The organism is Pseudomonas marginalis (assembly GCF_024169655.1).
Classification (GTDB): Bacteria; Pseudomonadota; Gammaproteobacteria; order Pseudomonadales; family Pseudomonadaceae; genus Aquipseudomonas; species Aquipseudomonas paraveronii.
Window position 1 is genome coordinate 5664425 of record NZ_JALJWV010000001.1, and the last position, 24939, is coordinate 5689363.

Below are 24939 nucleotides of genomic sequence, written 5' to 3' on the forward strand. Positions count from 1 at the left end.
GGAGGGTTTGCTAGCATAGGCACTTCCCTCGTATCGGAAGTGCCCATGCCTGCGCCGGCCCAGCCTCATCACCTTCACCTGACCCTGGCCAACGGCCTGCGGGTTTCCCTGCGCCATGCACCGCGCTTAAAGCGCTGCGCCGCTGTTTTGCGGGTGGCGGCCGGCAGCCATGACGTGCCGTTGGCGTGGCCTGGCCTGGCGCACTTTCTGGAACACTTATTGTTTCTTGGCACTGAGCGTTTTCCGACCGAAGAAGGGCTGATGACCTACGTGCAGCGTCACGGTGGCCAGATCAATGCCAGCACGCGTGAGCGCACCACGGATTTCTTCGTTGAACTGCCGTTGTCGACCTTTGCCGATGGGCTCGAACGCCTGGCCGATATGCTGACCCATCCGCGCCTGGCGCTGGACGATCAACTGCGCGAGCGCGAAGTGCTGCACGCGGAATTTGTCGCCTGGTCCCAGGACGCCAACGCACAACAACAGGTCGCGCTGCTGGAAAGCCTGGCGGCCGATCATCCGCTTCGGGGCTTCCATGCGGGCAATCGCGACAGCCTGCCGGTGGAGCGTCAGGCGTTTCAGCAAGCGTTGCGGGATTTCCACCAACACTTCTACTCGTCGGGGCAAATGACGTTGAGCCTGGCCGGCCCGCAACCGCTGGCAGAACTGGAACGCTTGGCGCGGCGCTTCAGTGAGCAACTGCGCGCCGGCCCGCGGCACCCGCAGGCGGCCCCGCCGGCGCTGCTGCCCGCTCATACGCAGCATTTCCAACACAGCGCCAACGGCCATCTGCATCACGTCATCAGCGTCGACGCCCCCAAGGAAGCCCTGGATTTCCTCTGTCTCTGGCTCAACGCCTCGGCGCCCGGCGGGCTGCGCGCGGAACTGCAAGCGCGCCAACTGGCCAGCACCCTGCAGGCGTCCGTGCTTTACCACTTCGGCGGGCAAGCGTTACTGGATCTCGACTTTACCCTCGGCGCGCAAAGCGACGCGGCGACGCAGATCGAAGCACTGTTGTACGACTGGCTGAGCTTTTTCGCACACAGCGACTGGACTTCTCTGCGCGAGGAATTCGCCCTGCTCAACGTGCGTCAACAGCAGATCCAAGGTGCCCTCGCATTGGCGAGGCATGACAGCGAAGAACTCGAAGCGTCCTTGTCGGAGCACCACGTTGCCGCCCTCAAGGCCCTGCTCGACGCCCTGCCGCTGCAAGCCTGCCGACATGCGTGGCAACTGCCGCCCAACAATCCGTTCCTGCGCCCACCCGTAAAGGATGAGCGCGCCGGCCTGATTCGCGGCCAGACCAGTGCCCATCGGGGCCTGCGCACTTTTGCCCAGGACCGCTCCCGGGGGCGGCGAGAGCTGTCGGCGTTGTCGTTCAGCCCGGCGTTGGCCGACGACCATGATGAAGGCGCGCTCTACCTGCGTTGGCGGCTTGATTGCCCGCTCCCAACGGCGCTGGAAAACGCCCTGCAGCCGTTGCGCGAAAATGCCCGCCAGGCCGGTGTCGACTTATCCTTCGATTCGATCGGCAATGACTGGCGGGTGAAAATGGTCGGTCTGCACCAGCCCATGCCGGCGATACTCGATGAACTCGCACGCAGCCTGAACCCGCCCGAAAATGATCTGCGGTCGGACCCTGCTGCCGCACCGCTGATTGCCATTCGGCAGTTGCTCAAGGCGTTGCCCGCGTGCTGTGCCGGCGTGCAGCCGAACACCCAAGCACCCTCGATGGCGTGGACACGCGCACGCTGGGAAGGCATGGGCATTGGGCTGCCCGCCCACTGCGAAGCGGCGCTCAAGTCCGCCGCCGCCCGCTTGCCTGGGCAACCGGACACGCTCGAAGGCGAATTCGCCAGCCTCAGCGGCCAGCGTCTATGGCATGAGATCAATACCGATGCTCTCGACGCAGCGTTGCTGCTGTTCTGCCCAACGCCGACGCAGTCCCTGGCAGATGAAGCCGCGTGGCGCCTGCTGGCGCACCTGCTCCAAGGGCCGTTCTACCAACGTGTGCGGGTAGAGCTGCAAATCGGCTACGCGGTGTTCAGCGGTATCCGACAAATTAACGGGCAAACCGGCCTGCTGTTTGGCGTGCAATCCCCCAGTGTTTCCCTTGAAGGGATCATGGAGCACCTGCGGACTTTCCTCGCACAATTGCCAACATTGATCGACGCCAGCGACAACCTCGGCCACCCGGCGTTGGTGCAACAATTCACCGCGCAGGCGCTGCCCATCGCCCAGGCCGCCGAATTGTTGTGGCAGGCGCGCCTGGCCGGCCATCCGTCGGATTATCTCGCGCGGCTTCAACACGCAATCCAAGCCCTTAGCCGGGAGGACTTGCAACGCGCCGCCCAACAGTTACAGGACGCTGCAGGTGGCTGGCACTGTATCGCCAACGGCCCGCGCATTAGCGATGGTTGGCAATCGGCGGGCTGATCATTGCCGCCCCTGCAATAGGCTTTTTCCACCAAGACAGCGCTAACTTTTAAAAAAATGCGTAATATTCCTACGAGCACATCTGAACATCTCCGATTGGAGGTGGACTATATGTATTACTTGGTAGTAAACGTCCCATCCCTTCGTAGGAGTAAGAATATGACTTGGTCCAAACCTGCTTACACTGATCTGCGCATCGGTTTCGAAGTCACTATGTACTTCGCCAGCCGCTGATTGGCTGGGTAATACAACGCCTCGGCCCGTCCGGGGCGTTTTTGTTTTCAGCTTTGCTTGATGGAGCGGCCATGTTTGTCCAGATTCTAGGTTCCGCCGCCGGCGGCGGCTTCCCGCAGTGGAACTGCAACTGCGCGAACTGCGCAGGCTTTCGTGATGGCAGCCTGCGAGCTCAGGCGCGTACCCAGTCATCCATCGCGATTTCCGACGATGGCGTGAACTGGGTGCTGTGCAATGCCTCGCCGGATATCCGCGCACAACTGCAGGGCTTCGCGCCGATGCAACCCGGCCGCGCCCTGCGCGACACCGGCATCAGCGCGATCATCCTGATGGACAGCCAGATCGACCACACCACCGGCCTGCTGAGCCTGCGCGAAGGTTGCCCGCACCAGGTGTGGTGTACCGACATGGTCCATGAAGACCTCAGCAGCGGTTTCCCGCTGTTCACCATGCTCACCCATTGGAATGGCGGCCTGGCCTGGAACCGCATCGAGCTGGACGCCAGCTTCACCATCCCGGCCTGCCCCAACCTGCGTTTCACCCCGCTGCCGCTGCGCAGTGCCGCACCTCCGTATTCGCCGCACCGCTTCGACCCGCACCCCGGCGACAATATCGGCCTGATCGTCGAAGACCTGCGCACCGGCGGTAAACTGTTCTACGCCCCGGGCCTGGGCAAGGTTGACGCGCCGTTGCTGGACATCATGGCCGGCAGCGACTGCCTGCTGGTGGACGGCACCATGTGGGACGATGATGAAATGCAGCGCCGTGGCGTCGGCACCCGCACCGGCCGCGAGATGGGCCACCTGTCGCAGAACGGCCCCGGCGGCATGCTCGAAGTGCTGGAACACCTGCCGAAGCAGCGCAAGGTCCTTATCCACATCAACAACACCAACCCGATCCTCGATGAAGATTCTCCCGAGCGAGCCGAGCTGGTGCGGCGCAATGTCGAAGTGGCTTACGATGGCATGAGCATTGAACTGTAGGAGCGAGCTTGCTCGCGAAAAACGCAAGAACACCGCAGATATTCAGGGTGCACGCGTCACCGTTAACGACCTTCGCGAGCAAGCTCGCTCCCACAGGAGACCCATATGACTGATATACCGATGAGCACCGATGCATTTGAAAAAGCCCTGCGGGCCAAGGGCGCCTTCTACCATATCCATCACCCGTACCACGTGGCGATGTATGAAGGCCGCGCCACCCGCGAGCAGATCCAGGGCTGGGTCGCGAACCGTTTCTACTATCAGGTGAACATTCCGCTGAAGGATGCCGCGATCCTGGCTAACTGCCCGGACCGCGAAATCCGTCGCGAGTGGATTCAGCGCCTGCTCGACCATGATGGCGCCCCCGGCGAAGACGGCGGCATCGAAGCCTGGCTGCGCCTGGGCCAGGCCGTCGGCCTCGATCCGGACCAACTGCGCTCCCAGGAACTGGTGCTGCCCGGCGTGCGCTTTGCGGTGGACGCCTACGTCAACTTCGCCCGCCGTGCGCGCTGGCAGGAAGCCGCCAGCAGTTCGCTGACCGAACTGTTCGCGCCGCAGATCCACCAATCGCGCCTCGACAGCTGGCCGCAGCATTACCCGTGGATCGACCCCACCGGCTATGAGTATTTCCGCACGCGCCTGGGCCAGGCCCGCCGCGATGTCGAACATGGCCTGGCGATCACCCTGCAGCACTACACCACCCGTGAAGGCCAGGAGCGCATGCTGGAAATTCTGCAGTTCAAACTGGACATCCTGTGGAGCATGCTCGATGCCATGAGCATGGCCTACGAACTGAATCGCCCGCCGTATCACAGCGTGACCGAGCAGCGGGTCTGGCATAAAGGGATCACCCTATGAGCTTTGATCGCAGCAGGACACCGGTCTGGCGCCAGGGCTATCGCTTCCAGTACGAGCCTGCGCAAAAAGGCCATGTGCTGCTCTACCCGGAAGGCATGATCAAGCTCAACGACAGCGCCGCGTTGATTGGCGGGTTGATCGACGGTGAGCGCAACGTCACGGCGATCATTGCCGCGCTGGATAAACAATTCCCGGGTGTGCCTGAGCTCGGTGACGACATCGAGCAATTCATGGAGGTCGCCCGTGCTCAGCACTGGATCACGCTTGCCTGAACAACCGGCCATCGGTCTGCCGCTGTGGCTGCTCGCCGAGCTGACCTATCGCTGCCCGCTGCAGTGCCCGTATTGCTCCAACCCGCTGGATTTCGCCGAGCAGGGCAAGGAGCTGAGCACCGAGCAGTGGATCAAAGTGTTTCGCGAAGCACGCGAGATGGGCGCCGCGCAGTTGGGCTTTTCCGGCGGTGAGCCGCTGGTGCGCCAGGACCTCGCCGAACTGATTGCCGAAGCGCGCAAACTGGGCTTCTACACCAACCTGATCACTTCCGGCATCGGCTTGACCGAGCAGAAGATCAGCGATTTCAAAAAGGCGGGGCTGGACCATATCCAGATCAGCTTCCAGGCCAGCGACGAACAGGTCAACAACCTGCTGGCCGGCTCGAAAAAGGCCTTCGCACAAAAGCTCGAAATGGCTCGCGCGGTGAAGGCCCACGGCTATCCGATGGTGCTGAACTTCGTCACCCATCGGCACAATATCGACAAGATCGACCGCATCATCGAGCTGTGCATTGCACTGGAGGCGGACTTCGTCGAACTCGCCACCTGCCAGTTCTACGGCTGGGCGCAGCTCAATCGTGTGGGGTTGTTGCCGACCCAGGAACAACTGGTGCGCGCCGAACGTATCACCAACGAATACCGCGCCAAGCTCGAAGCCGAAGGGCACCCGTGCAAGCTGATTTTCGTCACCCCGGATTACTACGAAGAACGCCCGAAAGCCTGCATGAACGGCTGGGGCAGTATCTTTCTGACCGTCACTCCGGATGGAACCGCCCTGCCCTGCCACGGTGCCCGACAGATGCCGGTGCAATTTCCCAATGTGCGTGACCACAGCATGCAGCACATCTGGTACGACTCCTTCGGTTTCAACCGCTTTCGCGGCTACGACTGGATGCCCGAACCGTGCCGCTCATGCGATGAAAAAGAAAAGGACTTCGGCGGCTGCCGTTGCCAGGCGTTCATGCTGACCGGCGATGCGAGCAACGCTGACCCGGTGTGCAGCAAATCCGAGCACCACGGCATTATCCTTCAAGCCCGGGAAGACGCCGAACACGCCACCCAGACCATTGAGCAACTGGCCTTTCGCAATGAGCGCAACTCCCGGCTCATCGCAAAAGGCTGAGAGCCTCAGCGCTTGGCGATGATGTACACCGCGTGGATGATGCCTGGGAAGTAACCGCACAAGGTCAGCAGAATATTCAGCCAGAACGCGCCGGCGAAACCCACTTGCAGGAACACACCCAGTGGCGGCAACAGAATGGCGATGATGATGCGAATGATGTCCATGGGGTCAGCTCCTGAAAATCGGCTCGTGTGAGCCGTCTAGCTAATCGACCTTGGACGTTCGTGAGGGTTCAGTGGGATCTGGCACTGCGGCCATCCTTCTCTGAACAAAAAAAAACGCCCCCAGCCAAAACAAACAGGCTGGGGGCGCCGCGTATACCGCGAGACGGTTCAGGAATTAGGGGTCAAACGGCGATGCCCTTGCGGCATTGCACCTGTGCGGTACGCACCCGGGAAAAAGCGTGAGTCAGGCGCAGGAGCATTTCGTCGATGTCGCTTTTGCTCACCGTTAGGGCCGGGGTGAAGCGCAGGCAGTTGGGTTGCGGGGCGTTGAGGATCAGTCCTTCGTCCAGAGCGGCTTTTACCACCGCGTCTGCAGAATCATCCGACAACGTCAGTCCCCACATCAGGCCGTGGCCGCGCAATTGACCGTGGCCGTAGCGGTAAGCCAGGCGGGCAAGACCTTCGCCGAGGTAGCAACCAGATTCTCGTACATGTTCGAAGAAACCGTGCCCCAGCACGGTATCGAGTACCGCCACCCCGGCCGAGGCCATCAGCGCATTGCCATGATGGGTGCCTTCCAGCTCACCGACTTCGAAGCAACAGGCTTTGCCGCGCGCCAGCAGTGCCGCCAGCGGCACACCACCGCCCAGGCCTTTGCCGAGCGCAATGATGTCGGCGCGCACACCGTATTGTTCTTCGGCAAGCAAGGTGCCGCAACGGCCGATACCGGTTTGCACTTCATCGAGGATCAGCAGAATACCCAGCTCGCGGCACAGTCGCTCGACACCCTTGAGGTAATGCTCGGTCGCGAGGATAACGCCGGCTTCGCTCTGGATCGGCTCCAGCATGATGGCAACGGTTTGCGCGTCAACGGCCGCGTGCAGCGCCGCCAGATCGTTGAGCGGGACGTGGCTGAAGCCCGGCAGCTGCGGTTCAAAGCGGTTTTCGCGGCTGCTCGCCGAAGCCGACATCGCCGCAAAGCTGCGCCCATGGCAACCGTTGCTGGCGCTGATGATGCGATAAGCGCCACCGCGATACAGCTGGCCCCACTTGCGCGCCAGTTTGATCGCCGCTTCGCAGGCTTCCGCGCCGCTGTTGAGCAAATACGCCTGGTCGCTGCCGGTGCGGTGGCACAGGCGGTCGACGAGGTTGAGTTGGGGGCGGTTATGCAAGCCGTGACCGGGATTGATCAGCGCATAGGCCTGGTCGGCCAGGGCCCTGATCAATACCTGCGGGCTGTGGCCGAGGCTGTTGGCCGCGCAGCCCTGGCTGAAGTCCAGATAGGCGCGATCATCGCTGTCCCACAACCAGGAACCCTGGCCGCGCACGAAGACCTGCGGGGGGCGCGCTACGGTAGGCATCAAGCATTCACTGGGAAAATCTTCGCCGCAAGCATCCAGGATCAGGTCATCCAGACTGGCCGCCGAGCGGCGCAAATTGAACAGATTCACACTTTTCCTCCCATGGCAACCACGCCGTGGTCGGTGAACCCCGCAAAACCTGCCTGGAGGTTTTTTGCCTTGCCTATGCAAACACCATCAACATAAACGCTAATCATCGCCCGATCTGGCCCTGTAAGCCTTGTGGATAGGCGCTAGACTAGGCGTCTCGGGGGCCAACGGCCATTTCGATTTTCCAGCTTTTTCGATAAGAATTACTTATGGATTTTAAGCAACTGCGTTATTTCGTCGCGGTGTATGAGGAAGGCCACGTAGGCCGTGCCGCTGGGCGTCTGTCGATCTCCCAACCGGCGCTGTCACAGCAGATCCGCCAGTTGGAGCAAAACCTCGATGTGAGCCTGTTCGAGCGCAGCAGCAAGCGCCTGCTGCCGACCCTCGCAGCCCATACGTTATACAACCACGCCTTGCCGTTGATCGATGGCATGCAGCAAGCCGTAGAGGCATTGCGCAACTTCAAGGGCCAGGCATTGCGCACCTTGGCCATCGGCGTGCTGCAAACCGTACACACCAGCCTGGTGCCGCAAATGCTCGAGCGCGTGCGCAAGGCCCAGCCGCACCTGGTGGTGCAAATCTACGAACTGACCGGGATTGAAATTGAACGGCGCCTGCTCAACGGCTCGCTGGACATCGGCATCAGTTACCTGCCGCCCCGCCAGCCAGGGTTGCACGGCGTGCTGCTGTATGAAGATGAGCTGAAGGTGGTCATCCCGGAGGATCACCCCCTGCGTGAATTCAAGAAAGTCTCCCTGACACAGGCGGCCGAGTTGCCGATGTTACTGCTGGGGGAGGAGTTTCAGATCAGGCAGATCTGGCAGGGCCAACTGTCCAACCTCGGGCGGCGCCCGCAGGTGCAGGCGGAGTTGAATACCATGGTGGGGATTCTCGACAGCCTGCCTCATACCAAATTGGCCACGGTGCTACCGGGACGCTCCCAGGACGAACACAACAGCAAGGCGCTGCTGTGGAAACCCTTGAGTGAACCCAGGGTGCCATTGAAAGTCGGGTTGGTGTGCCGCGATGTGCAGCGCCAGCAAGCGACGTTGGCGTTGCTGCGCACCTTGCTGGAGGACGTGATGAATGCCCCGCAGGTGCCGGCCTGACTTTTTCGCGGGCAAAAGAAAACCCCGCCGAGGCGGGGTTTTGCAGACTGTTTCCCTGACATCCATTTCACTCCGCCATCCTGGCAGAATCCTACGTGTCCGTGTTGTTGCTTTGCGCTTCCTGCGCGACGTCCATGTGAAGTAGATTATCCGTGGATCCAATTTGGCGATAGAGGACGATTAGCAGCACGTCATGTAAGAGAATGCTTACAAAGCCTCTACACCCTTAGAACAGGGACTCATCCAACAAAAACAGCGATTCGCTACCGGCTTTTACAGACGCACTCAACGAGTGAATACGCGGCAGCAGACGGGCAAAGTAGAAGCGTGCAGTGCCCAACTTGCTGGCGTAGAAGTCTTCCTCGGCCTCTTTACCCAGCGCCGCCTTGGCCATCATTGCCCACATGTAGGCGTAGGCCATGTATCCGAATGCATGCAAATACTCCACCGAGGCCGCACCGATTTCATTCGGGTTGCTCTTGGCGCGATCCAGCACCCAGGCCGTCAATTCATCCAGGCTATCCACTGCGGCGTTGAGCGGCGTGGTGAACTCGGCCAGCTCCGCGCCTGCGGTGGCGGTGAACTGGCGGATCTCATCAGCGAACAAGGTGTAGAACGCACCGCCACTGCCGACGATCTTGCGTCCCATCAGGTCCAGAGCCTGAATGCCGTTGGTGCCTTCGTAGATCTGGGTGATGCGCACATCACGCACCAATTGCTCCTGGCCCCACTCGCGGATGTAACCGTGGCCGCCAAAGACTTGTTGGCCGAGCACCGTGGTTTCCAGGCCCAGATCGCTCAGAAACGCCTTGGCCACCGGGGTCAGCAAGGCCACCAGGTTATCCGCGCGCTCGCGGGCGGCGGCATCTTCGCTGAACTTGGCGATATCCAGCTGCATCGCCACATACGTGGAGAATGCACGTCCGCCTTCGTTCGACGCCTTCATGGTCAGCAGCATGCGACGCACGTCCGGGTGGACGATGATCGGGTCGGCGACTTTATCCTTGGCCTGCGCGCCGGTCGGCGCACGGCTCTGCAGACGGTCGCGCGCGTATTCAATCGCGTTCTGGTAGGACCGCTCACCGGACGCCAGGCCCTGGATGCCTACGCCCAGGCGCTCGTAGTTCATCATGGTGAACATCGCCGCCAGACCACGGTTAGGCTCACCCACCAGGTAACCCACGGCTTGGTCAAAGTTCATCACGCAGGTCGCCGAGGCCTGAATCCCCATCTTGTGTTCGATGGAGCCACAGCTCACCGGGTTACGCGCGCCCAGGCTGCCGTCGGCATTGACCATGAACTTCGGCACCAGGAACAACGAGATGCCCTTGGGACCGGCCGGGGCATCCGGCAGTTTGGCCAGCACCAGGTGGATGATGTTCTCGGTGAGGTCGTGTTCGCCGCCAGTGATGAAGATCTTGGTGCCGCTGATGGTGTAGGAACCGTCCGCCTGAGGCTCGGCCTTGGTGCGGATAATGCCCAGATCGGTGCCGGCATGGGCCTCGGTCAGGCACATGGAACCGGCCCACTTGCCGGAGTACATATTCGGCAGGTAGGTTGCCTTGAGCGCTTCACTGGCGTGGGTGTTGATCGATACGCAGGCGCCGGAGGTCAGCATCGGGTACAGGCCGAAGGCCAGGCTCGACGAGTTGATCATCTCTTCGACTTGCGCCGACACCGCCTTGGGCATGCCCATGCCGCCAAAGACCGGATCACCGCCTACGCCCACCCAGCCGCCTTCGGCGTAGGTGGTGTAGGCCTGTGGAAAGCCGTCCGGGGTGCTGACAACCGTGTCTGCCCAGCGGCAGCCCTGTTCATCGCCGCTGCGGCTGAGCGGGGCGATGGATTTGGCGGTGACTTTGCCCGCCTCTTCGAGGATTGCCTCAACGGTTTCGGCGTCGACCGTGTCTGCCAATGCCGGCAATTGGGCCCAAAGTGTGGCGACCTCAAAAACTTCGTTGAGGACGAAGCGCATATCACGCAGCGGCGCTTTGTAATCAGCCATGGCAAACCTCGTGAGAACGTGAAAAGTGATTCGATAGGGTCGGTTTTACAGGCGCCGAGTGTACCCGAACAACTTTTCAGACACATAGGGTCCACTTGTGACCGCTTGGTATTTTTAGGTCATCACAAGCCAAATGCTTCCGCAGGCAGACTCATCAGGCACTCGCTGCCCGCCTCCACGGCGGCCCGGTGGGTGGCGGTGCGTGGCAATAAGCGCTTGAAGTAGAAGTCGCAGGTGGCCAGCTTGGCCTTGGCAAACTCGGCATCATCATGCGTCTGCGCCGCGATCGCCATGCGCAGCCACAGATAGGCGAGGATGATGTAGCCGCTGTACATCAAGTAGTCCACCGCGGCAGCGCCCACTTCGTCAGGGTTTTTCATCGCGGCCATGCCGACCTTGGTCGTCAGCTCACCCCATTGCTGGTTCAGTTGATCGAGTTGCGCCACATATGCCTTGAGCTGCGCATGCTCGGCATTCGCCTCGCAGAACTTATGCACAATCCGCGTAAAACCGCGCAGCAGCTTGCCCTGGCTGCCCAACACCTTGCGCCCCAGCAAGTCGAGCGCCTGAATGCCGTTGGTGCCTTCGTAGATCGGCGCAATCCGGCAATCGCGCACCAACTGCTCCATGCCCCACTCGCGAATAAAACCATGGCCGCCGAACACCTGCATGCCGTGGTTGGTCACCTCCAGCCCGGTGTCGGTCATGAAGGCTTTGCAGATCGGCGTAAGGAACGCCAGCAGGTCTTCGGCTTCCTGGCGCTGGCCGGCGTCGCGGCTCAAGTGCGCGGTGTCGAGCAGTTGCGCGGTGAAATAGGTCAGCGCCCGGTTGCCTTCGTTGAACGCCTTCATGGTCAGCAGCATGCGCCGCACGTCGGGGTGGACGATGATCGGGTCGGCGGCTTTTTCCGGGGCCTTGGCGCCGGTCAGCGCGCGCATTTGCAAGCGGTCGTTGGCGTATTTGATCGCGCCCTGAAAGCTCGCTTCGCCATTGCACAGCCCTTGCATCCCGGTGCCGAGGCGCGCGTGGTTCATCATGGTGAACATGCAGTTGAGGCCTTTGTTCGCCTCGCCGATCAAAAAGCCCTTGGCGCCGTCGAAGTTCAGCACACAGGTGGCCGAGGCCTTGATCCCCATCTTGTGCTCGATGGAGCCGCAATGCACCGCGTTGCGCTCGCCCGAATCCGCATGGAACTTGGGCACGATAAACAGCGAGATGCCTTTGGTGCCGGCCGGGGCATCCGGCAGCTTGGCCAGCACCAGGTGGATGATGTTGGCGCTCAGGTCGTGCTCACCGGCGGAGATGAAGATCTTGCTGCCGCTGACCGCATAGCTGCCATCCGCCTGGGGCACGGCGCGGGTCTTGATCAGGCCCAGGTCGGTGCCGCAGTGGGCTTCGGTCAGGCACATGGTGCCGGTCCATTCACCGGCAGTGAGTTTGCTCAGGTAGGTGGCTTTCTGCTCAGCGGTGCCGTGGGCGTGGATCGCCGACATCGCGCCGTGGGTCAGCCCCGGGTACATGCCCCAGGACGTGTTGCTGGAGCCGATCATTTCGCTGAGCACCAGCCCGAGGGATTGCGGCAGGCCTTGGCCACCGTAGGCCGGGTCGGCCGCCACGCCGTGCCAGCCGCCTTGCACATACTGGGCGAAGGCTTCCTTGAAGCCCTTGGGCGTGGTCACCACACCCTTGTCGAAATGGCAGCCTTCTTCATCGCCGCTGCGGTTGAGTGGCGCGAGCACGTTCTCGCAAAATTTCGCACCTTCTTCGAGGATCGCGCTGACCATGTCCGGGCTGGCGTCCGTCGCGCCAAGGGCGGCGTAGTGAGCGTGGAAATCAAACACATTGTCGATCAGAAAGCGCATGTCGCGCAGGGGAGCTTTGTACTCAGGCATGGCAATGTCTCCGGCAGCAGATGGTTTCAACCTACTGCCGGCCGCCGCCCCGAACAATCACTGTAGCGCCGCTGAATACAGCGCCATCACTCAACCGGCAGCACTCTGCGTGCGCACCGCGCCACGGCGGGTTTGCCCGGCCGCGACCACGCAGTTACGCCCGGCGCCCTTCGCGGCATACAGCGCCTGGTCGGCGGATTTGAGCACCTCTTCGGACGTGCGGTGCTCGGCCTGGCGCTCGGCCACGCCGATGCTGACGGTCACCGACACACTCGACGCGCCGCTGCCTGCGCGCCGCTGGCGGCCTTGCAGGTCATCCTGCGGGCGGTCCGGGTTGCGCAGCTTGATGTCGTAGTTGGCGATGATCTCGCGGATTTCTTCCAGGTGCGGCATGCACTCATCCAGGGTCTTGCCGGCAAACACCACGGCGAACTCTTCACCGCCATAACGGTAAGCGCGCCCGCCGCCATTGACCTTCGACAGCTTGCTGGCCACCAGGCGCAGCACCTGGTCCCCTACGTCGTGACCATGGGTGTCGTTGAAACGCTTGAAGTGGTCGACGTCGCTCATCGCCAGCACATAGTTGCGTCCCAGCCGCTGCATGCGCTCGTTGAGCGCGCGCCGCCCCGGCAGGCCGGTCAGCTCGTCGCGAAACGCCATCTGATACGCCTCGTGAGCCACTGCGGCGGCAATCATCAGCATCACCTGACTGCACATGATGTTCAGGGTGAACGGCAGGATAAACGTCTGCGGCAACATCCAGAACAGCCCGATCAGCCCGACCATCTGCGCCGCGTGCAACGGACGCGGTAGGTACCAGTACTGCGCCGCCAAGGTCAAAAAGCCGATCAGGAACATCGGGTATGACAGCTGGATCAGGCTCATCCAGGTGCCATGCAGCGCCGGCCAGCGAATTTCCGCGAGCCAGTTCAGCAGCGCCTGGGGATAACTTTGCTCCAGGGCCAACGCGACGCTGCCAATAGCCAGCAGCACCGCACAGCGCGCGACAAAATCACGGAACAAGTGGGTTTTTTCCTGCCACAGCGCATAGAGACTGAACAGCAGCGGCAGCAACAGGCAACACAAGTGGAACACCACGGCGGCGTCTTCGCGCACGCGGCCGTTGTCGCGGTAGAAGTCGGTCTGGGTATCGAGCAGGAAGTAGGCGATATACACCGTGATCATCAGGAACAGTTCACGCTGGCGACGATAGACCGCGCAATACGAACCGCCGAGCAACAGCACCAGGGTCGGCAACACGTTGAACAGCGAGGTGAAGAAGACGTTGAGATCTTTGACATACGCAGCCGAGAGCCCGGCCAGTAACAGCAGCAGTGAAGGTAGGAAATGACTGAAACGTAAAGCGGACGCGCGTGACAAGGGTAAAACTCCGACCCGCCAGGAATGATGGCACTGTGCCAAAGCCCAGACAGTTAAACATACCCTGCCCGGCCTGTATCACATTGCCATCACTGTAACGGCAGACCATCGCAATCCCTGAGCGCTGCGCTGTGTTTTTTATCGCGCAAAAAAAAACCGTCGCCCCGAGAAGGAGCGACGGTTTTTCAAGTGGGCTCGGTGAGGCTTAGTAAGCCAGGCCGAAGTCCTCTTCTTTCATGTCCATCAGGTTGTTGGCGCCCGACAGCATGGTGACCACGTGAGTACGGGTACGCGGCAGGATGCGCTGGAAGTAGAAGCGTGCGGTCTGCAGCTTGGCGGTGTAGAACGCCGCTTCGCTGGTGCCGGCTGCCAGTTTCTCGGCCGCCAGACGCGCCATGTCGGCCCAGAAGTAAGCCAGGCAGGCATAACCGGAGTACATCAGGTAGTCCACCGAAGCGGCACCGACTTCTTCACGGTCTTTCATCGCCGCCATGCCGACCTTCATGGTCAACTCGCCCCACTCTTTGTTCAGCGCAGCCAGCGGTGTCACGAACTCTTTGACCGCTTCGTTGCCTTCGTTGGCCTGGCAGAACTTGTGCACGATCTTGGTGAAGCCCTTGAGCGCTTCGCCTTGGGTCATCAGCACTTTACGGCCGAGCAGGTCCAGCGCCTGGATGCCGGTGGTGCCTTCGTACAGCATCGAAATGCGGCTGTCGCGCACGTTCTGCTCCATGCCCCACTCGGCGATGAAGCCGTGACCGCCGTAGATCTGCACGCCGTGGTTGGCGGATTCAAAACCGACTTCGGTCATGAACGCCTTGGCGATCGGGGTCATGAATGCCAGCAGGCCATCGGCCTGTTTCTTGGCTTCGTCGTCGGTGCCGTACTTGACGATGTCCACTTGCTTGGCGGTGAAGTACACCATCGCACGGTTACCTTCAGCGAAGGCTTTCATGGTCAGCAGCATGCGGCGCACGTCGGGGTGGACGATGATCGGGTCGGCGGCCTTGTCCGGCGCTTTCGGGCCAGTCAGGGAGCGCATTTGCAGGCGGTCACGCGCATATTTCAGGCCGCCCTGGAAGCCGATTTCAGCGTGGGCCAGGCCTTGCAGCGCGGTGCCCAGGCGAGCGGTGTTCATAAAGGTGAACATGCAGTTCAGGCCTTTGTTCGCCGGGCCGATCAGGAAACCGGTGGCCGCGTCGAAGTTCATCACGCAGGTGGCGTTACCGTGGATGCCCATCTTGTGTTCCAGGGAACCACAGGTCACCGCGTTGCGCGCACCGATCGAGCCATCGGCGTTCGGCAGGAATTTGGGCACGATAAACAGCGAGATACCTTTGGTGCCAGCCGGTGCGTCCGGCAGGCGCGCCAGTACGATGTGGACGATGTTATCGGCCATGTCGTGTTCGCCGGCCGAGATGAAGATCTTGGTGCCGGAGACTTTATAGGTACCGTCGGCCTGAGGTTCGGCCTTGGTGCGCAGCATGCCCAGGTCGGTGCCACAGTGTGGCTCGGTCAGGCACATGGTGCCGGTCCATTCGCCCGACACCAGTTTGGTCAGGTAGGCGTCTTGCTGCTCGGGGGTGCCGTGCTCGGAGATAGTGTTCATCGCGCCATGGGACAGGCCTGGATACATGCCCCACGACCAGTTGGCTTCGCCGACCATTTCGCTGACCGCCAGGCCCAGGGATTCCGGCAGGCCTTGGCCACCGTGCTCCACGTCGTGAGCCAGGCTCGGCCAGCCGCCTTCGACGAACTGTTTGTAGGCTTCTTTGAAACCAGCAGGGGTCTTAACGCCTGACTCGCTCCAGGTACACCCTTCGATGTCACCCACGCGGTTCAACGGTGCCAGTACTTGCTCACAGAACTTGGCGCCTTCTTCGAGAATGGCGTCAACCATGTCCGGAGTAGCGTCCTGGCAAGCCGGCAGGCTCTGATAGTGCGCTTCATAGCCGAGCAGTTCGTCACGAACGAAGCGAATATCACGCAAGGGGGCCTTGTAGTCAGGCATAGCGATAAACCTCTGCTGATGTATCTGGGATGAACAACCGCGTGGAATTTGTTGTTGCGGTCAAACAGGTGTTTGAAACATACGTTTACGACCTGGGGATGTCAAGCGTCGTCCCGCTGCCGTTTGTCATGACACCGGTCAAGCGCGCGCACGGCGACGCCTGCGGCGAGGTGCCACAAGAGTTATCAGAAAAAACAGACGATGTCGGCGCTCGCGGTGTACCGGGTACACCGCATTGCCATAGGGAGGTCAGGCGAAGGTGTCGATCAACGTGCCGAGCATTTGATCGGAAGCCTTGGCGACTTTTGCGCCCAGCTCCACTTGAAACTTGCCTTGGGCCATTTCGACCATATTGCTCGCCGAGTTGCTCGGCTGGGCGCGGTCATTGGCCCGCAGCAAGTCGCTCTGGGCGTCCGACGGCTGGGTAGTGGCGGCGCTGGCAATCCTGCCGGCGGCCTGGTCGACGCGGCTCTGCCCGGCTTGAATCGTGCTCAGGCCTGAATAAAACGCGCTGCTGCCAGAAATTTCCATGGCGTGGACCTGCTGAGAGAATCGTGAAGTTGAATTGAAGCAGACATCCTGGCAAAAGGCCCGTCAAAAACACTAATGGCATAATGCCTTGCCGATAGCCAAAATCAGTCAAGCAGGTCCAAGTGCAGGTACTCGGCCACCGCGTTGCTGCCGGCGTGCTTGAGTTTGGGCACCCGCCCCAGGCACGGCGCGGGTAAGCGTTCGGCCAGGGTGGCGAGGTTTTCTTCCAGACGAGAGGTCTTCGGCTCGATGATATTCGCCACCCAACCGGCCAGCGACAGACCGTCGCGCGCAATGGCTTCGGCCGTGAGCAGCGCATGGTTGATGCAACCCAGGCGCACACCCACCACCAGGATCACCGGCAACTGCAGCGCCATGGCCAGGTCGGACAGGTTGTCCTGATCGGCCAACGGCACACGCCAGCCGCCCGCGCCTTCGATCAGGGTGAAATCGGCTTTTCGGTCGAGGATCTGCTGCATCGGTTTGAGCAGCGATTGCACCGTCAGCGCAACGCCCGCCTCGCGCGCGGCCAGGTGCGGCGCGATGGCCGGCTCGAACGCCACCGGGTTGACCTCGGCGTAGCTCAACGGCAACGAACACTCGGCCAGCAGCGCCAGCGCATCGGCGTTGCGCAAGCCTTTGGCGGTGACCTGGCAACCGGAAGCCACCGGCTTGCCGGCGGCGGTGCTTTTGCCGGCCAGGCGCGCGGCATGCAGCAGGCCGGCGGCGATGGTGGTCTTGCCGACATCCGTATCGGTGCCGGTGATGAAATAAGCGGCGCTCATAGCGGTTTCTCCAGCACGGCGTACACCACTTGGTAGGTGGCCGGCAGGCCCTGGGCCTGGCGGAACTGCTCGTAGGCGTCGATCAGTGCAACAACCCGCGCACGGCCCGTCAACCCGCCCGGCCGCCCCGGGTTGAGATTGTGCGCGCCAAGCGCTTTCAATTCATGAGTCAGGCTGCGCACATCCGGGTAATGCAACACATGGGCACGCCGCTCCAGGCTCAGTACCTGGAAGCCGCTGGCCGCGCACAGCTGTTGATAGGCCTCGAAGGTGCGGAAGCGGTTGACGTGGACCAGCCCGTCCGCCGCGCGCCAGCTTTCGCGCAACTCGTCCAATGTGCCCACGCACAAGCTGGCGAACGCCAGCACGCCGCCCGGTTGCAGCACGCGATAGGCTTCGCTGAGCACCGCCGCGAAATCCGCGCACCATTGCACCGCCAGGCTGGAGAAGATCAGCCCGCAACTGGCCGCCTGCAACGGCAGGCGCTCGGCATCACCGGCGATGAAATGCTGCGCGCCGCCCAACGGCCGCGCATGGTTGAGCATGCCTTGGGCAATATCCAGCGCCACACCTTGGCCGGCCGGCAGCCGATCGCTCAGCACGCGGCTGAAATAGCCGGTGCCGCAGCCCATGTCCAACCAGCGTTGCGCGCAGCAGGCCGCCGGCAGACGGGCCAGCAGTTCATGCCCCACGGCCCGCTGCAACTCGGCCACGCTGTCGTAACTGGCGGCGGCACGGGAAAAGGATGCCGCCACCTGGCGCTTGTCCGGCAACCCGCCCGGCAGGTAGGCATGGGCTAAATCAGTCATCAACGCACTCGTGCAAAAAAGCCTGGATGGCCCCCGCTACACCGTGGGGGTCCTCCAGGAGAAAAGCGTGACCGGCCTGTTCAATCAGACCGATTTCGACATCGGGAAGCAGGCTCAGCAGGTCGCTGGCGGCTTCGGCGGGCACCAACTCATCCAGGCCGGCGAACAGATGCAATTGCGGGCCGCGATAGGCAATCAAGGCGTCGCGGGTGTCCAGTTGAGCCAGCAACTCAAGGCCGCTCATCAACACGTTCGACGGCGTATTCGGCGCCCCACTGACCAGCAAACGCGCCAGCCCGCGCGGGTCTGCGGCGCCTTTGGCACACAACAGGCCGAAACGCTTGAGGGTGACCTGGGAGTCGGCATGGCAACCGGCGAGGAACGCATCGAAGGTCTCGCCAGGCATCGCGTTCGGCCAGCCATCATGGGCGACGAAACACGGGTTGCTCGCCAGGGTCAGCAACCCGCAACAACGCTCGCCGCGTCGCGCAGCCAGCTCCGAAGCGAGCATGCCGCCCAAAGACCAGCCACCGAGCCAGGCGTTGTCCGGCAAGGTCGCGTCGAGTTCGTCGAGCCATTCATCCAGGTCGCTGGAGCCCAACGCCGGCAACGGCTCGATCTGTACGCGCAGGTGTTCGTTCAGGCCGTGCAGTGCGGCGGCCAAGGGTTCCAGCGGCGAAACGCCGAGGCCCCAGCCGGGCAGCAATATCAGTCGATCACGCATGGTCGGGCTCCGTGGCACCTGACAAGCGGAAACACTCTTCCAATGCGTTTAACAATAGCTGCACCTGCGCCGCACTGTGGGCCGCCGTCAGCGTCACGCGCAAACGGGCGCTGCCGGCGGGCACGGTGGGCGGGCGGATCGCGGTGACCATCAGGCCGCGCTCGCGCAACATCCGCGACAACGCCATGGCCTTGGCACTCTCGCCGATGAGGATCGGCTGAATCGGCGTAAAGCTGTCCATCAGCGTCAGGCCGATCTGCTCGGCGCCGTGGCGGAACTGGCGGATCAGGCTGTTGAGGTGCTCGCGTCGCCAATGCTCGCTGCGTAGCAACTCCAGGCTTTTCAGGGTGGCGCAGGCCAGGGCCGGGGGTTGGCTGGTGGTATAGATGTAGGGCCGGGCGAACTGGATCAGGCTTTCGATCAAATCGTCACTGCCCGCGACAAAGGCGCCCGCAGTGCCGAACGCTTTGCCCAGGGTGCCGACCAGCACCGGCACGTCTTCCTGGGTCAAGCCGAAATGCTCGACGATGCCGCCGCCGTTCGCGCCCAGCGGGCCGAAGCCATGGGCATCGTCCACCATCAACCAGGCGCCTTTGGCCCGCGTTTCACGGGCCAGCGCCGGCAAGTCAGCGAGGTCGCCGTCCATGCTGAACACGCCATCGGTGACCACCAGGGTATTGCCGGTGGCTTTCTCCAGGCGCTTGGCCAGGCTGGCGGCGTCGTTGTGCAGGTAGCGATTGAAGCGCGCCCCGGACAACAGGCCGGCATCCAGCAATGAGGCATGGTTGAGACGGTCTTCCAGCACCGTATCGCCCTGCCCCACCAGCGCCGTGACCGCGCCGAGGTTGGCCATGTAACCGGTGGTAAACAACAACGCGCGCGGGCGCCCGGTGAGGTCGGCCAGGGCTTCTTCCAGTTCATGGTGCGGCGTGGCATGCCCGACCACCAAGTGCGAAGCGCCACCGCCCACGCCCCAACGGGACGCACCGGCACGCCAGGCCTCGATCACCTGCGGGTGATTGGCCAGGCCCAGGTAGTCGTTATTGCAGAACGCCAGTAACGGTTGACCGTCCACCACCACTTCCGGGCCTTGCGGGCTGTCCAGCAGTGGGCGCTGGCGGTAAAGGTGTTCGGCACGACGGGCAGCGAGACGCGCGGCGAGATCGAAAGACATGCAGGCCTCGGATTGGCAGGTTCAACTCGGTCAGAAAATGTGGGAGGGAGCTTGCTCCCGATGGCGGCGTATCAGTATGAAATGCATTAACTGACCCACCGCTATCGGGAGCAAGCTCCCTCCCACATTTGGATCAAACTGCGGCGTTGTAGAACTGCTCGCTGCTCTTCTGCTCAACCAACGCTTGCTCGATCGCCGCCTGGTGCACTTCATCGGCGTGTTCTTCACGCGCTTCCGGCAGGATGCCCAGGCGCGAGAACAGTTGCATGTCCTTGTCGGCCTGCGGGTTGGCGGTGGTCAGCAGTTTGTCGCCGTAGAAGATCGAGTTGGCGCCGGCGAAGAACGCCAGGGCCTGCATCTGTTCGTTCATCGCCTCACGGCCGGCCGACAGGCGCACATGGGATTGCGGCATCAGAATGCGCGCCACCGCCAGCATGCGGATAAAGTCGAACGGGTCGATGTCTTCGGCGTTTTCCAGCGGCGTCCCGGCCACCTTCACCAGCATATTGATCGGCACCGATTCCGGATGCTCCGGCAGGTTGGCCAGTTGGATCAGCAGGTTGGCGCGGTCGTCGAGGGACTCGCCCATGCCGAGAATGCCGCCGGAGCAGATCTTCATCCCCGAATCACGCACGTAGGCCAGGGTTTGCAGGCGCTCGGCATAGGTGCGGGTAGTGATGATCGAACCGTAGAATTCCGGCGACGTATCGAGGTTGTGGTTGTAGTAGTCGAGGCCGGCCTGAGCCAGGGCTTCGGTCTGGTCCTGGTCGAGACGGCCGAGGGTCATGCAGGTTTCCAGGCCCATGGCCTTCACGCCTTTGACCATCTGCAGCACATAAGGCATGTCTTTGGCCGACGGATGTTTCCACGCCGCGCCCATGCAGAAGCGGGTCGAACCGATGGCCTTGGCGCGGGCCGCCTCTTCGAGGACCTTCTGCACTTCCATCAGTTTTTCTTTTTCCAGGCCGGTGTTGTAGTGGCCCGACTGCGGACAATATTTGCAATCTTCCGGGCAGGCGCCGGTTTTGATCGACAACAGCGTCGACACCTGCACACGGTTCGCATCGAAATGCGCGCGATGCACGGTCTGCGCCTGGAACAACAGGTCATTGAACGGTTGCACGAACAGTGCTTTGACTTCAGCTAAGGACCAATCGTGACGCAGGGTGGCAGTGGAGCGGGCGCTCATGGGCGATTCCTTGATTATGCTTTGGCAAGCGCTGCGGGAAGGGCAATACCCACAGACACGACACGGATGCTCGGCATATTTAAGGAAGATTCATGCACTGTCAACCTGGACACAAACACCAAGTTTACATATGGTCAAAAAACATACAGCACTGTTTAATCTGCGACGAGGTCACTGAGTCGGCCGATTGTGTGTGCAACGTCTGCGAAACCGAGCTGCCCTGGCTGATGGAGCAGTGCGAGGTCTGCGCCCTGCCCTTGCCGATGGACGGTCTGATCTGCGGCCAGTGCCAGAAACACCCGCCGGCCTTTAAACAGGTCATCACCGCCTGGACCTACAGCTTCCCCATCGACACGCTGATCAGCCGGTTCAAGCATCAGGCGCGCTGGCCCCTCGGGCATCTGCTGGGCCGTTTGCTCGGACGCCACCTGCAACACCGCCTCGACAACACCGAACTGCCGCGCCCCGACTGCCTGTTGCCGGTGCCCATGGCGCGCAAACGCCTGCGCGAGCGCGGCTATAACCAGGCGCTGATGCTGGCGCGCTGGCTCAGCGCCGAGCTGCACATTGCCTACGATGAACACCTGTTGTTACGCCCCCATGAAACCGTCGCGCAACAGGCGCTCGACGCCAAGACCCGCCAACGCAACCTGCGCGGCGCCTTCGCCCTGGCGCGCGACATACCGGTACACGACCGCCACTTTGCGCTGGTCGACGACGTGCTCACCACCGGCGCAACCGCCCACAGCCTGGCACGCCTGTTGATGGACGCCGGGGCGCGGCAGGTTGACGTGTACTGCCTGGCCCGCACGCCCAAACCGGGCACCTGACTTGACTCCGCCCGGCCTTGCCCGCAACGTTCCGTTCATCTCATCGAAGCGTAGTCCCATGTCTCTGCCGACCTCCCTCAGCCAACACATCATCCGCCGCCCCCAGCGCATCGCCTTGCTGGCGCATATCGCCGAGCAGGGTTCGATCACCCGCGCGGCGAAGAGCGCCGGCTTGAGCTACAAGGCCGCCTGGGACGCCATCGACGAACTGAACAACCTCGCGCAAAAACCGCTGGTGGAACGCAGCGTTGGCGGCAAGGGCGGCGGCGGCGCCAAGCTGACGGCCGAAGGTGAGCGCGTACTGCGCCTCTATCAGCGCCTGCAAGTGTTACAGGCCGAAGTGCTCGGCTCGGACGAAGCCGCCAGTGACTTCAACCTGTTGGGCCGCCTGATGCTGCGCACCAGTGCGCGCAACCAGCTGCATGGCCAGGTCGTCGCCATCGAGCCTCACGGCCGCAATGATCTGATCCGCCTGCAACTGGCCGGCGGCCTGACCCTGACCGCGCAGATCACCCACGACAGCACGCAACGGCTGGAGCTGGAAGCCGGTGTTGAAGTGGTCGCCCTGATCAAGGCCGGCTGGCTGGAAGTGTGCGCCAGCGAGCACCCCGAAACACCTGGACACAATTGCCTGATCGGCAGCGTCGACGCCATTCTCGACGCCGAGGACGGCCCCAGCGAAGTGCGAATCGCCCTGCCCAACGGCCAGGTACTTTGCGCCCTGGCCCAGCCCCACGCGCTCAAGACCCTGGGCGCCGCCGAAGGCCAACCGATCCAGGTGCAATTCGCCCCGAGCAATGTGTTGCTCGGCACGCCCGTCTAGGCGGTAGCACTGCTGCGCCCGCCGTCAAACTGCAACAATTTCGTCATGCCCGCTCCTTATGGTGTCTGCAAAAACCGCAGGGAGCCTGACATGAGCCTATTAGAAGAAAACCAAGCCACCGACCTCGAACAGATGGTCGGCCTCACCCGCCGCCGCTTCATCGGCGCCGGTGCCCTGTGCGGTGCCGCAATGTTCCTCGGCGGCAACCTGCTGAGCCGCAGCGCGCTGGCCGTGAATGCCGCCAATGCCAGCCCGCTGCTGGGGTTCGCCAGCATCGCCGCCGCCACCAGCGACAGCATCACCCTGCCGCCCGGCTACAGCGCCTCGGTGCTGATCAGCTGGGGCCAGCCGCTGCACAAGAACGCCCCGGCGTTCGACCCGTCCGGCAACGGCACGGCCAAGGCCCAGGAGCAGCAGTTCGGTGACAACAACGACGGCATGAGCCTGTTCGCCTTCCCCGGCGACGACAACCGCGCGCTGATGGCGATCAATAACGAATACACCAACTACCGCTACCTCTTCGCCCACGGCGGCGCGCCGCAATCGGCCGAAGACGTGCGCAAGGCCCAGGCCAGTGAAGGTGTGTCGGTGATCGAAGTGCGCCGCCAGGGCGACACCTGGCAGTTCGTCCAGGACTCGCGCTACAACCGGCGCATCCACGGCAACTCGCCGATCCGCCTGAGCGGCCCGGCGGCCGGCCATGACTGGCTGAAAACCAGCGCCGACAAATCCGGCAAGAAAGCCCTCGGCACCTTCCAGAACTGCGCCAACGGCAAGACGCCGTGGGGCACTTATCTGACGTGCGAAGAGAACTTCACCGACTGTTTCGGCAGCAGCAACCCACAGCAAGCCTTCGACGCCGGGCAAAAGCGCTACGGCGTGGTCGCGGCCAGCAAAGACATCAACTGGCACCTGCACGACCCGCGTTTCGATATGGCCAAGAACCCCAATGAGCTCAATCGCCATGGCTGGGTGGTGGAAATCGACCCGTTCGACCCGCAGTCCACACCCGCCAAACGCACCGCCCTCGGCCGCTTCAAGCATGAAAATGCGGCCCTGGCGGAAACCCGCGACGGCCGCGCCGTGGTGTACATGGGCGACGACGAGCGCGGCGAGTTCATCTACAAGTTCGTCAGCCGCGACCCGATCAACCACCAGAACCCCAAGGCCAACAAAGACCTGCTCGACCACGGCACGCTGTTTGTGGCGATCTTCGACGCCGGCGACGGCAACGCCGACCACCCCCAGGGCAAAGGCCAGTGGGTCGAGCTGACCCACGGCAAAAACGGCATCGACGCCAGCACAGGTTTTGCCAGCCAGGCCGAAGTGCTGATCCACGCACGCCTGGCTGCCAGTGTGGTGAAAGCCACACGCATGGACCGCCCGGAATGGATCGTGGTCAGCCCCACCGATGGCCAGGTCTATTGCACCCTGACCAACAACGCCAAGCGTGGCGAAGACGGCCAGCCGGTCGGCGGTCCCAACCCACGCGAGAAAAACGTCTACGGCCAGATCCTGCGCTGGAAAGCCAATGCCGATGACCACGGCGCCGCCGATTTCACCTGGGATCTGTTTGTGGTCGCCGGCAACCCCGGCGTGCATGCCGGTACGCCGAAGAGCGGCTCGTCCAACATCAACCCGCAGAACATGTTCAACAGCCCCGACGGCCTGGGTTTCGACAAAGCCGGGCGCCTGTGGATCCTGACCGACGGCGACTACAGCAACAGCGGCGACTTCGCCGGCATGGGCAATAACCAGATGCTTTGCGCCGACCCGAGCACCGGGGAAATCCGTCGTTTCATGGTCGGGCCGGTGGCGTGCGAGGTGACGGGGATCAGCTTCTCGCCGGATCAGAAGACCTTGTTCGTGGGGATTCAGCATCCGGGGGAAACCGGTGGTTCGACCTGGCCGGAGCATCTGCCCAATGGTAAGCCGCGGTCGTCGGTGATGGCGATTCGGCGGGATGATGGGGGGATTGTTGGGGCCTGATAGACCGCCATCGGGGGCGAGCCCCCTCCCACAGTTGAAGGTATTCACAAATCAAAATGTGGGAGGGGGCTTGCCCCCGATAGCAATGCCACAGCCGCCCCCTATCTCAAGCCCGGTGCGTTACCATACCCGGCCGGACGCGGCGCCCTGCTGCGCGCAGGAGTTTG

At 62.4% G+C, this 24939-nt stretch carries 22 protein-coding genes; 10 read left to right on the forward strand and 12 right to left on the reverse strand.

Features of this window, described 5'->3' with window-relative positions; all coding sequences use genetic code 11:
• Window positions 1–45: 45 nt before the first annotated feature.
• The 6 genes from pqqF (at window position 46) to pqqE (ending at window position 5906) form a co-directional block, all read left to right on the forward strand.
• Window positions 46–2436 (forward strand): pyrroloquinoline quinone biosynthesis protein PqqF, encoded by a 2391-nt coding sequence (gene pqqF / locus J2Y83_RS26225; protein ID WP_253399711.1) that lies wholly within the window; start codon window positions 46–48, stop codon window positions 2434–2436.
• A 159-nt stretch (window positions 2437–2595) separates the two neighbouring features.
• Window positions 2596–2670, forward strand: coding sequence for a pyrroloquinoline quinone precursor peptide PqqA (gene pqqA, locus J2Y83_RS26230; RefSeq protein WP_003194766.1), 75 nt, complete (start codon window positions 2596–2598; stop codon window positions 2668–2670).
• A 71-nt stretch (window positions 2671–2741) separates the two neighbouring features.
• On the forward strand, window positions 2742–3653 hold the full coding sequence (pqqB, locus tag J2Y83_RS26235) for a pyrroloquinoline quinone biosynthesis protein PqqB (protein WP_253399713.1): 912 nt from the start codon (window positions 2742–2744) through the stop codon (window positions 3651–3653).
• A 105-nt stretch (window positions 3654–3758) separates the two neighbouring features.
• A complete protein-coding gene (pqqC, locus tag J2Y83_RS26240) occupies window positions 3759–4511 on the forward strand; it encodes a pyrroloquinoline-quinone synthase PqqC (protein ID WP_253399716.1) in 753 nt (250 codons plus the stop codon).
• The gene (gene pqqD, locus J2Y83_RS26245; RefSeq protein ID WP_253399718.1) at window positions 4508–4783 is read left to right on the forward strand and encodes a pyrroloquinoline quinone biosynthesis peptide chaperone PqqD; all 276 of its coding nucleotides are present in this window, start codon (window positions 4508–4510) and stop codon (window positions 4781–4783) included. The genes pqqC and pqqD overlap by 4 nt, the downstream gene beginning before the upstream one ends.
• A complete protein-coding gene (pqqE, locus tag J2Y83_RS26250; protein WP_282598688.1) occupies window positions 4776–5906 on the forward strand; it encodes a pyrroloquinoline quinone biosynthesis protein PqqE in 1131 nt (376 codons plus the stop codon). The genes pqqD and pqqE overlap by 8 nt, the downstream gene beginning before the upstream one ends.
• A gap of 5 nt (window positions 5907–5911) precedes the next feature.
• On the opposite strand, the gene J2Y83_RS26255 is transcribed toward pqqE, so the two are convergent.
• Window positions 5912–6070, reverse strand: coding sequence for a YqaE/Pmp3 family membrane protein (locus tag J2Y83_RS26255; protein ID WP_010207008.1), 159 nt, complete (start codon window positions 6068–6070; stop codon window positions 5912–5914).
• Between the two features lie 182 nt (window positions 6071–6252).
• Window positions 6253–7521 (reverse strand): aspartate aminotransferase family protein, encoded by a 1269-nt coding sequence (locus J2Y83_RS26260; protein WP_253399719.1) that lies wholly within the window; start codon window positions 7519–7521, stop codon window positions 6253–6255.
• 209 nt (window positions 7522–7730) lie between these two features.
• Between J2Y83_RS26260 and J2Y83_RS26265 the strand changes: the two genes are divergently transcribed.
• Window positions 7731–8630 (forward strand): LysR family transcriptional regulator, encoded by a 900-nt coding sequence (locus tag J2Y83_RS26265; protein ID WP_253399720.1) that lies wholly within the window; start codon window positions 7731–7733, stop codon window positions 8628–8630.
• A gap of 226 nt (window positions 8631–8856) precedes the next feature.
• On the opposite strand, the gene J2Y83_RS26270 is transcribed toward J2Y83_RS26265, so the two are convergent.
• From J2Y83_RS26270 to bioB, 10 genes are all read right to left on the reverse strand, one after another.
• A complete protein-coding gene (locus J2Y83_RS26270; RefSeq protein WP_253399721.1) occupies window positions 8857–10635 on the reverse strand; it encodes an acyl-CoA dehydrogenase C-terminal domain-containing protein in 1779 nt (592 codons plus the stop codon).
• A gap of 122 nt (window positions 10636–10757) precedes the next feature.
• Window positions 10758–12527 (reverse strand): acyl-CoA dehydrogenase C-terminal domain-containing protein, encoded by a 1770-nt coding sequence (locus J2Y83_RS26275; RefSeq protein WP_253399722.1) that lies wholly within the window; start codon window positions 12525–12527, stop codon window positions 10758–10760.
• Between the two features lie 90 nt (window positions 12528–12617).
• Window positions 12618–13907, reverse strand: coding sequence for a GGDEF domain-containing protein (locus J2Y83_RS26280; protein ID WP_253399723.1), 1290 nt, complete (start codon window positions 13905–13907; stop codon window positions 12618–12620).
• Between the two features lie 205 nt (window positions 13908–14112).
• Window positions 14113–15918 carry a phenylacyl-CoA dehydrogenase gene (locus J2Y83_RS26285; RefSeq protein WP_253399724.1) on the reverse strand — a complete coding sequence of 602 codons (1806 nt, stop codon included), beginning with the start codon at window positions 15916–15918 and terminating at the stop codon, window positions 14113–14115.
• A 249-nt stretch (window positions 15919–16167) separates the two neighbouring features.
• Window positions 16168–16449 (reverse strand): pyrroloquinoline quinone biosynthesis protein PqqE, encoded by a 282-nt coding sequence (locus tag J2Y83_RS26290; protein ID WP_253399725.1) that lies wholly within the window; start codon window positions 16447–16449, stop codon window positions 16168–16170.
• A gap of 104 nt (window positions 16450–16553) precedes the next feature.
• Complete coding sequence (bioD, locus tag J2Y83_RS26295; RefSeq protein ID WP_253399726.1) at window positions 16554–17234, reverse strand: dethiobiotin synthase; 681 nt, start codon at window positions 17232–17234, stop codon at window positions 16554–16556.
• On the reverse strand, window positions 17231–18043 hold the full coding sequence (gene bioC, locus J2Y83_RS26300; protein ID WP_253399727.1) for a malonyl-ACP O-methyltransferase BioC: 813 nt from the start codon (window positions 18041–18043) through the stop codon (window positions 17231–17233). Before bioC ends, bioD begins: the two co-directional genes overlap by 4 nt.
• The gene (locus tag J2Y83_RS26305) at window positions 18036–18767 is read right to left on the reverse strand and encodes an alpha/beta fold hydrolase (RefSeq protein ID WP_253399728.1); all 732 of its coding nucleotides are present in this window, start codon (window positions 18765–18767) and stop codon (window positions 18036–18038) included. The genes bioC and J2Y83_RS26305 overlap by 8 nt, the downstream gene beginning before the upstream one ends.
• Entirely contained in the window at window positions 18760–19941 is a 1182-nt protein-coding gene (gene bioF, locus J2Y83_RS26310) for an 8-amino-7-oxononanoate synthase (protein ID WP_253399729.1), read from the reverse strand. The genes J2Y83_RS26305 and bioF overlap by 8 nt, the downstream gene beginning before the upstream one ends.
• A gap of 133 nt (window positions 19942–20074) precedes the next feature.
• Window positions 20075–21130: a biotin synthase BioB gene (gene bioB / locus J2Y83_RS26315; protein WP_253399730.1), complete on the reverse strand. Its 1056-nt coding sequence runs from the start codon at window positions 21128–21130 to the stop codon at window positions 20075–20077.
• 92 nt (window positions 21131–21222) lie between these two features.
• Between bioB and J2Y83_RS26320 the strand changes: the two genes are divergently transcribed.
• From J2Y83_RS26320 to J2Y83_RS26330, 3 genes are all read left to right on the forward strand, one after another.
• The gene (locus tag J2Y83_RS26320) at window positions 21223–21960 is read left to right on the forward strand and encodes a ComF family protein (RefSeq protein ID WP_253399731.1); all 738 of its coding nucleotides are present in this window, start codon (window positions 21223–21225) and stop codon (window positions 21958–21960) included.
• A 58-nt stretch (window positions 21961–22018) separates the two neighbouring features.
• Complete coding sequence (locus tag J2Y83_RS26325) at window positions 22019–22783, forward strand: TOBE domain-containing protein (protein ID WP_253399732.1); 765 nt, start codon at window positions 22019–22021, stop codon at window positions 22781–22783.
• A gap of 90 nt (window positions 22784–22873) precedes the next feature.
• On the forward strand, window positions 22874–24772 hold the full coding sequence (locus J2Y83_RS26330) for a PhoX family protein (RefSeq protein WP_253399733.1): 1899 nt from the start codon (window positions 22874–22876) through the stop codon (window positions 24770–24772).
• Window positions 24773–24939 lie beyond the last annotated feature (167 nt).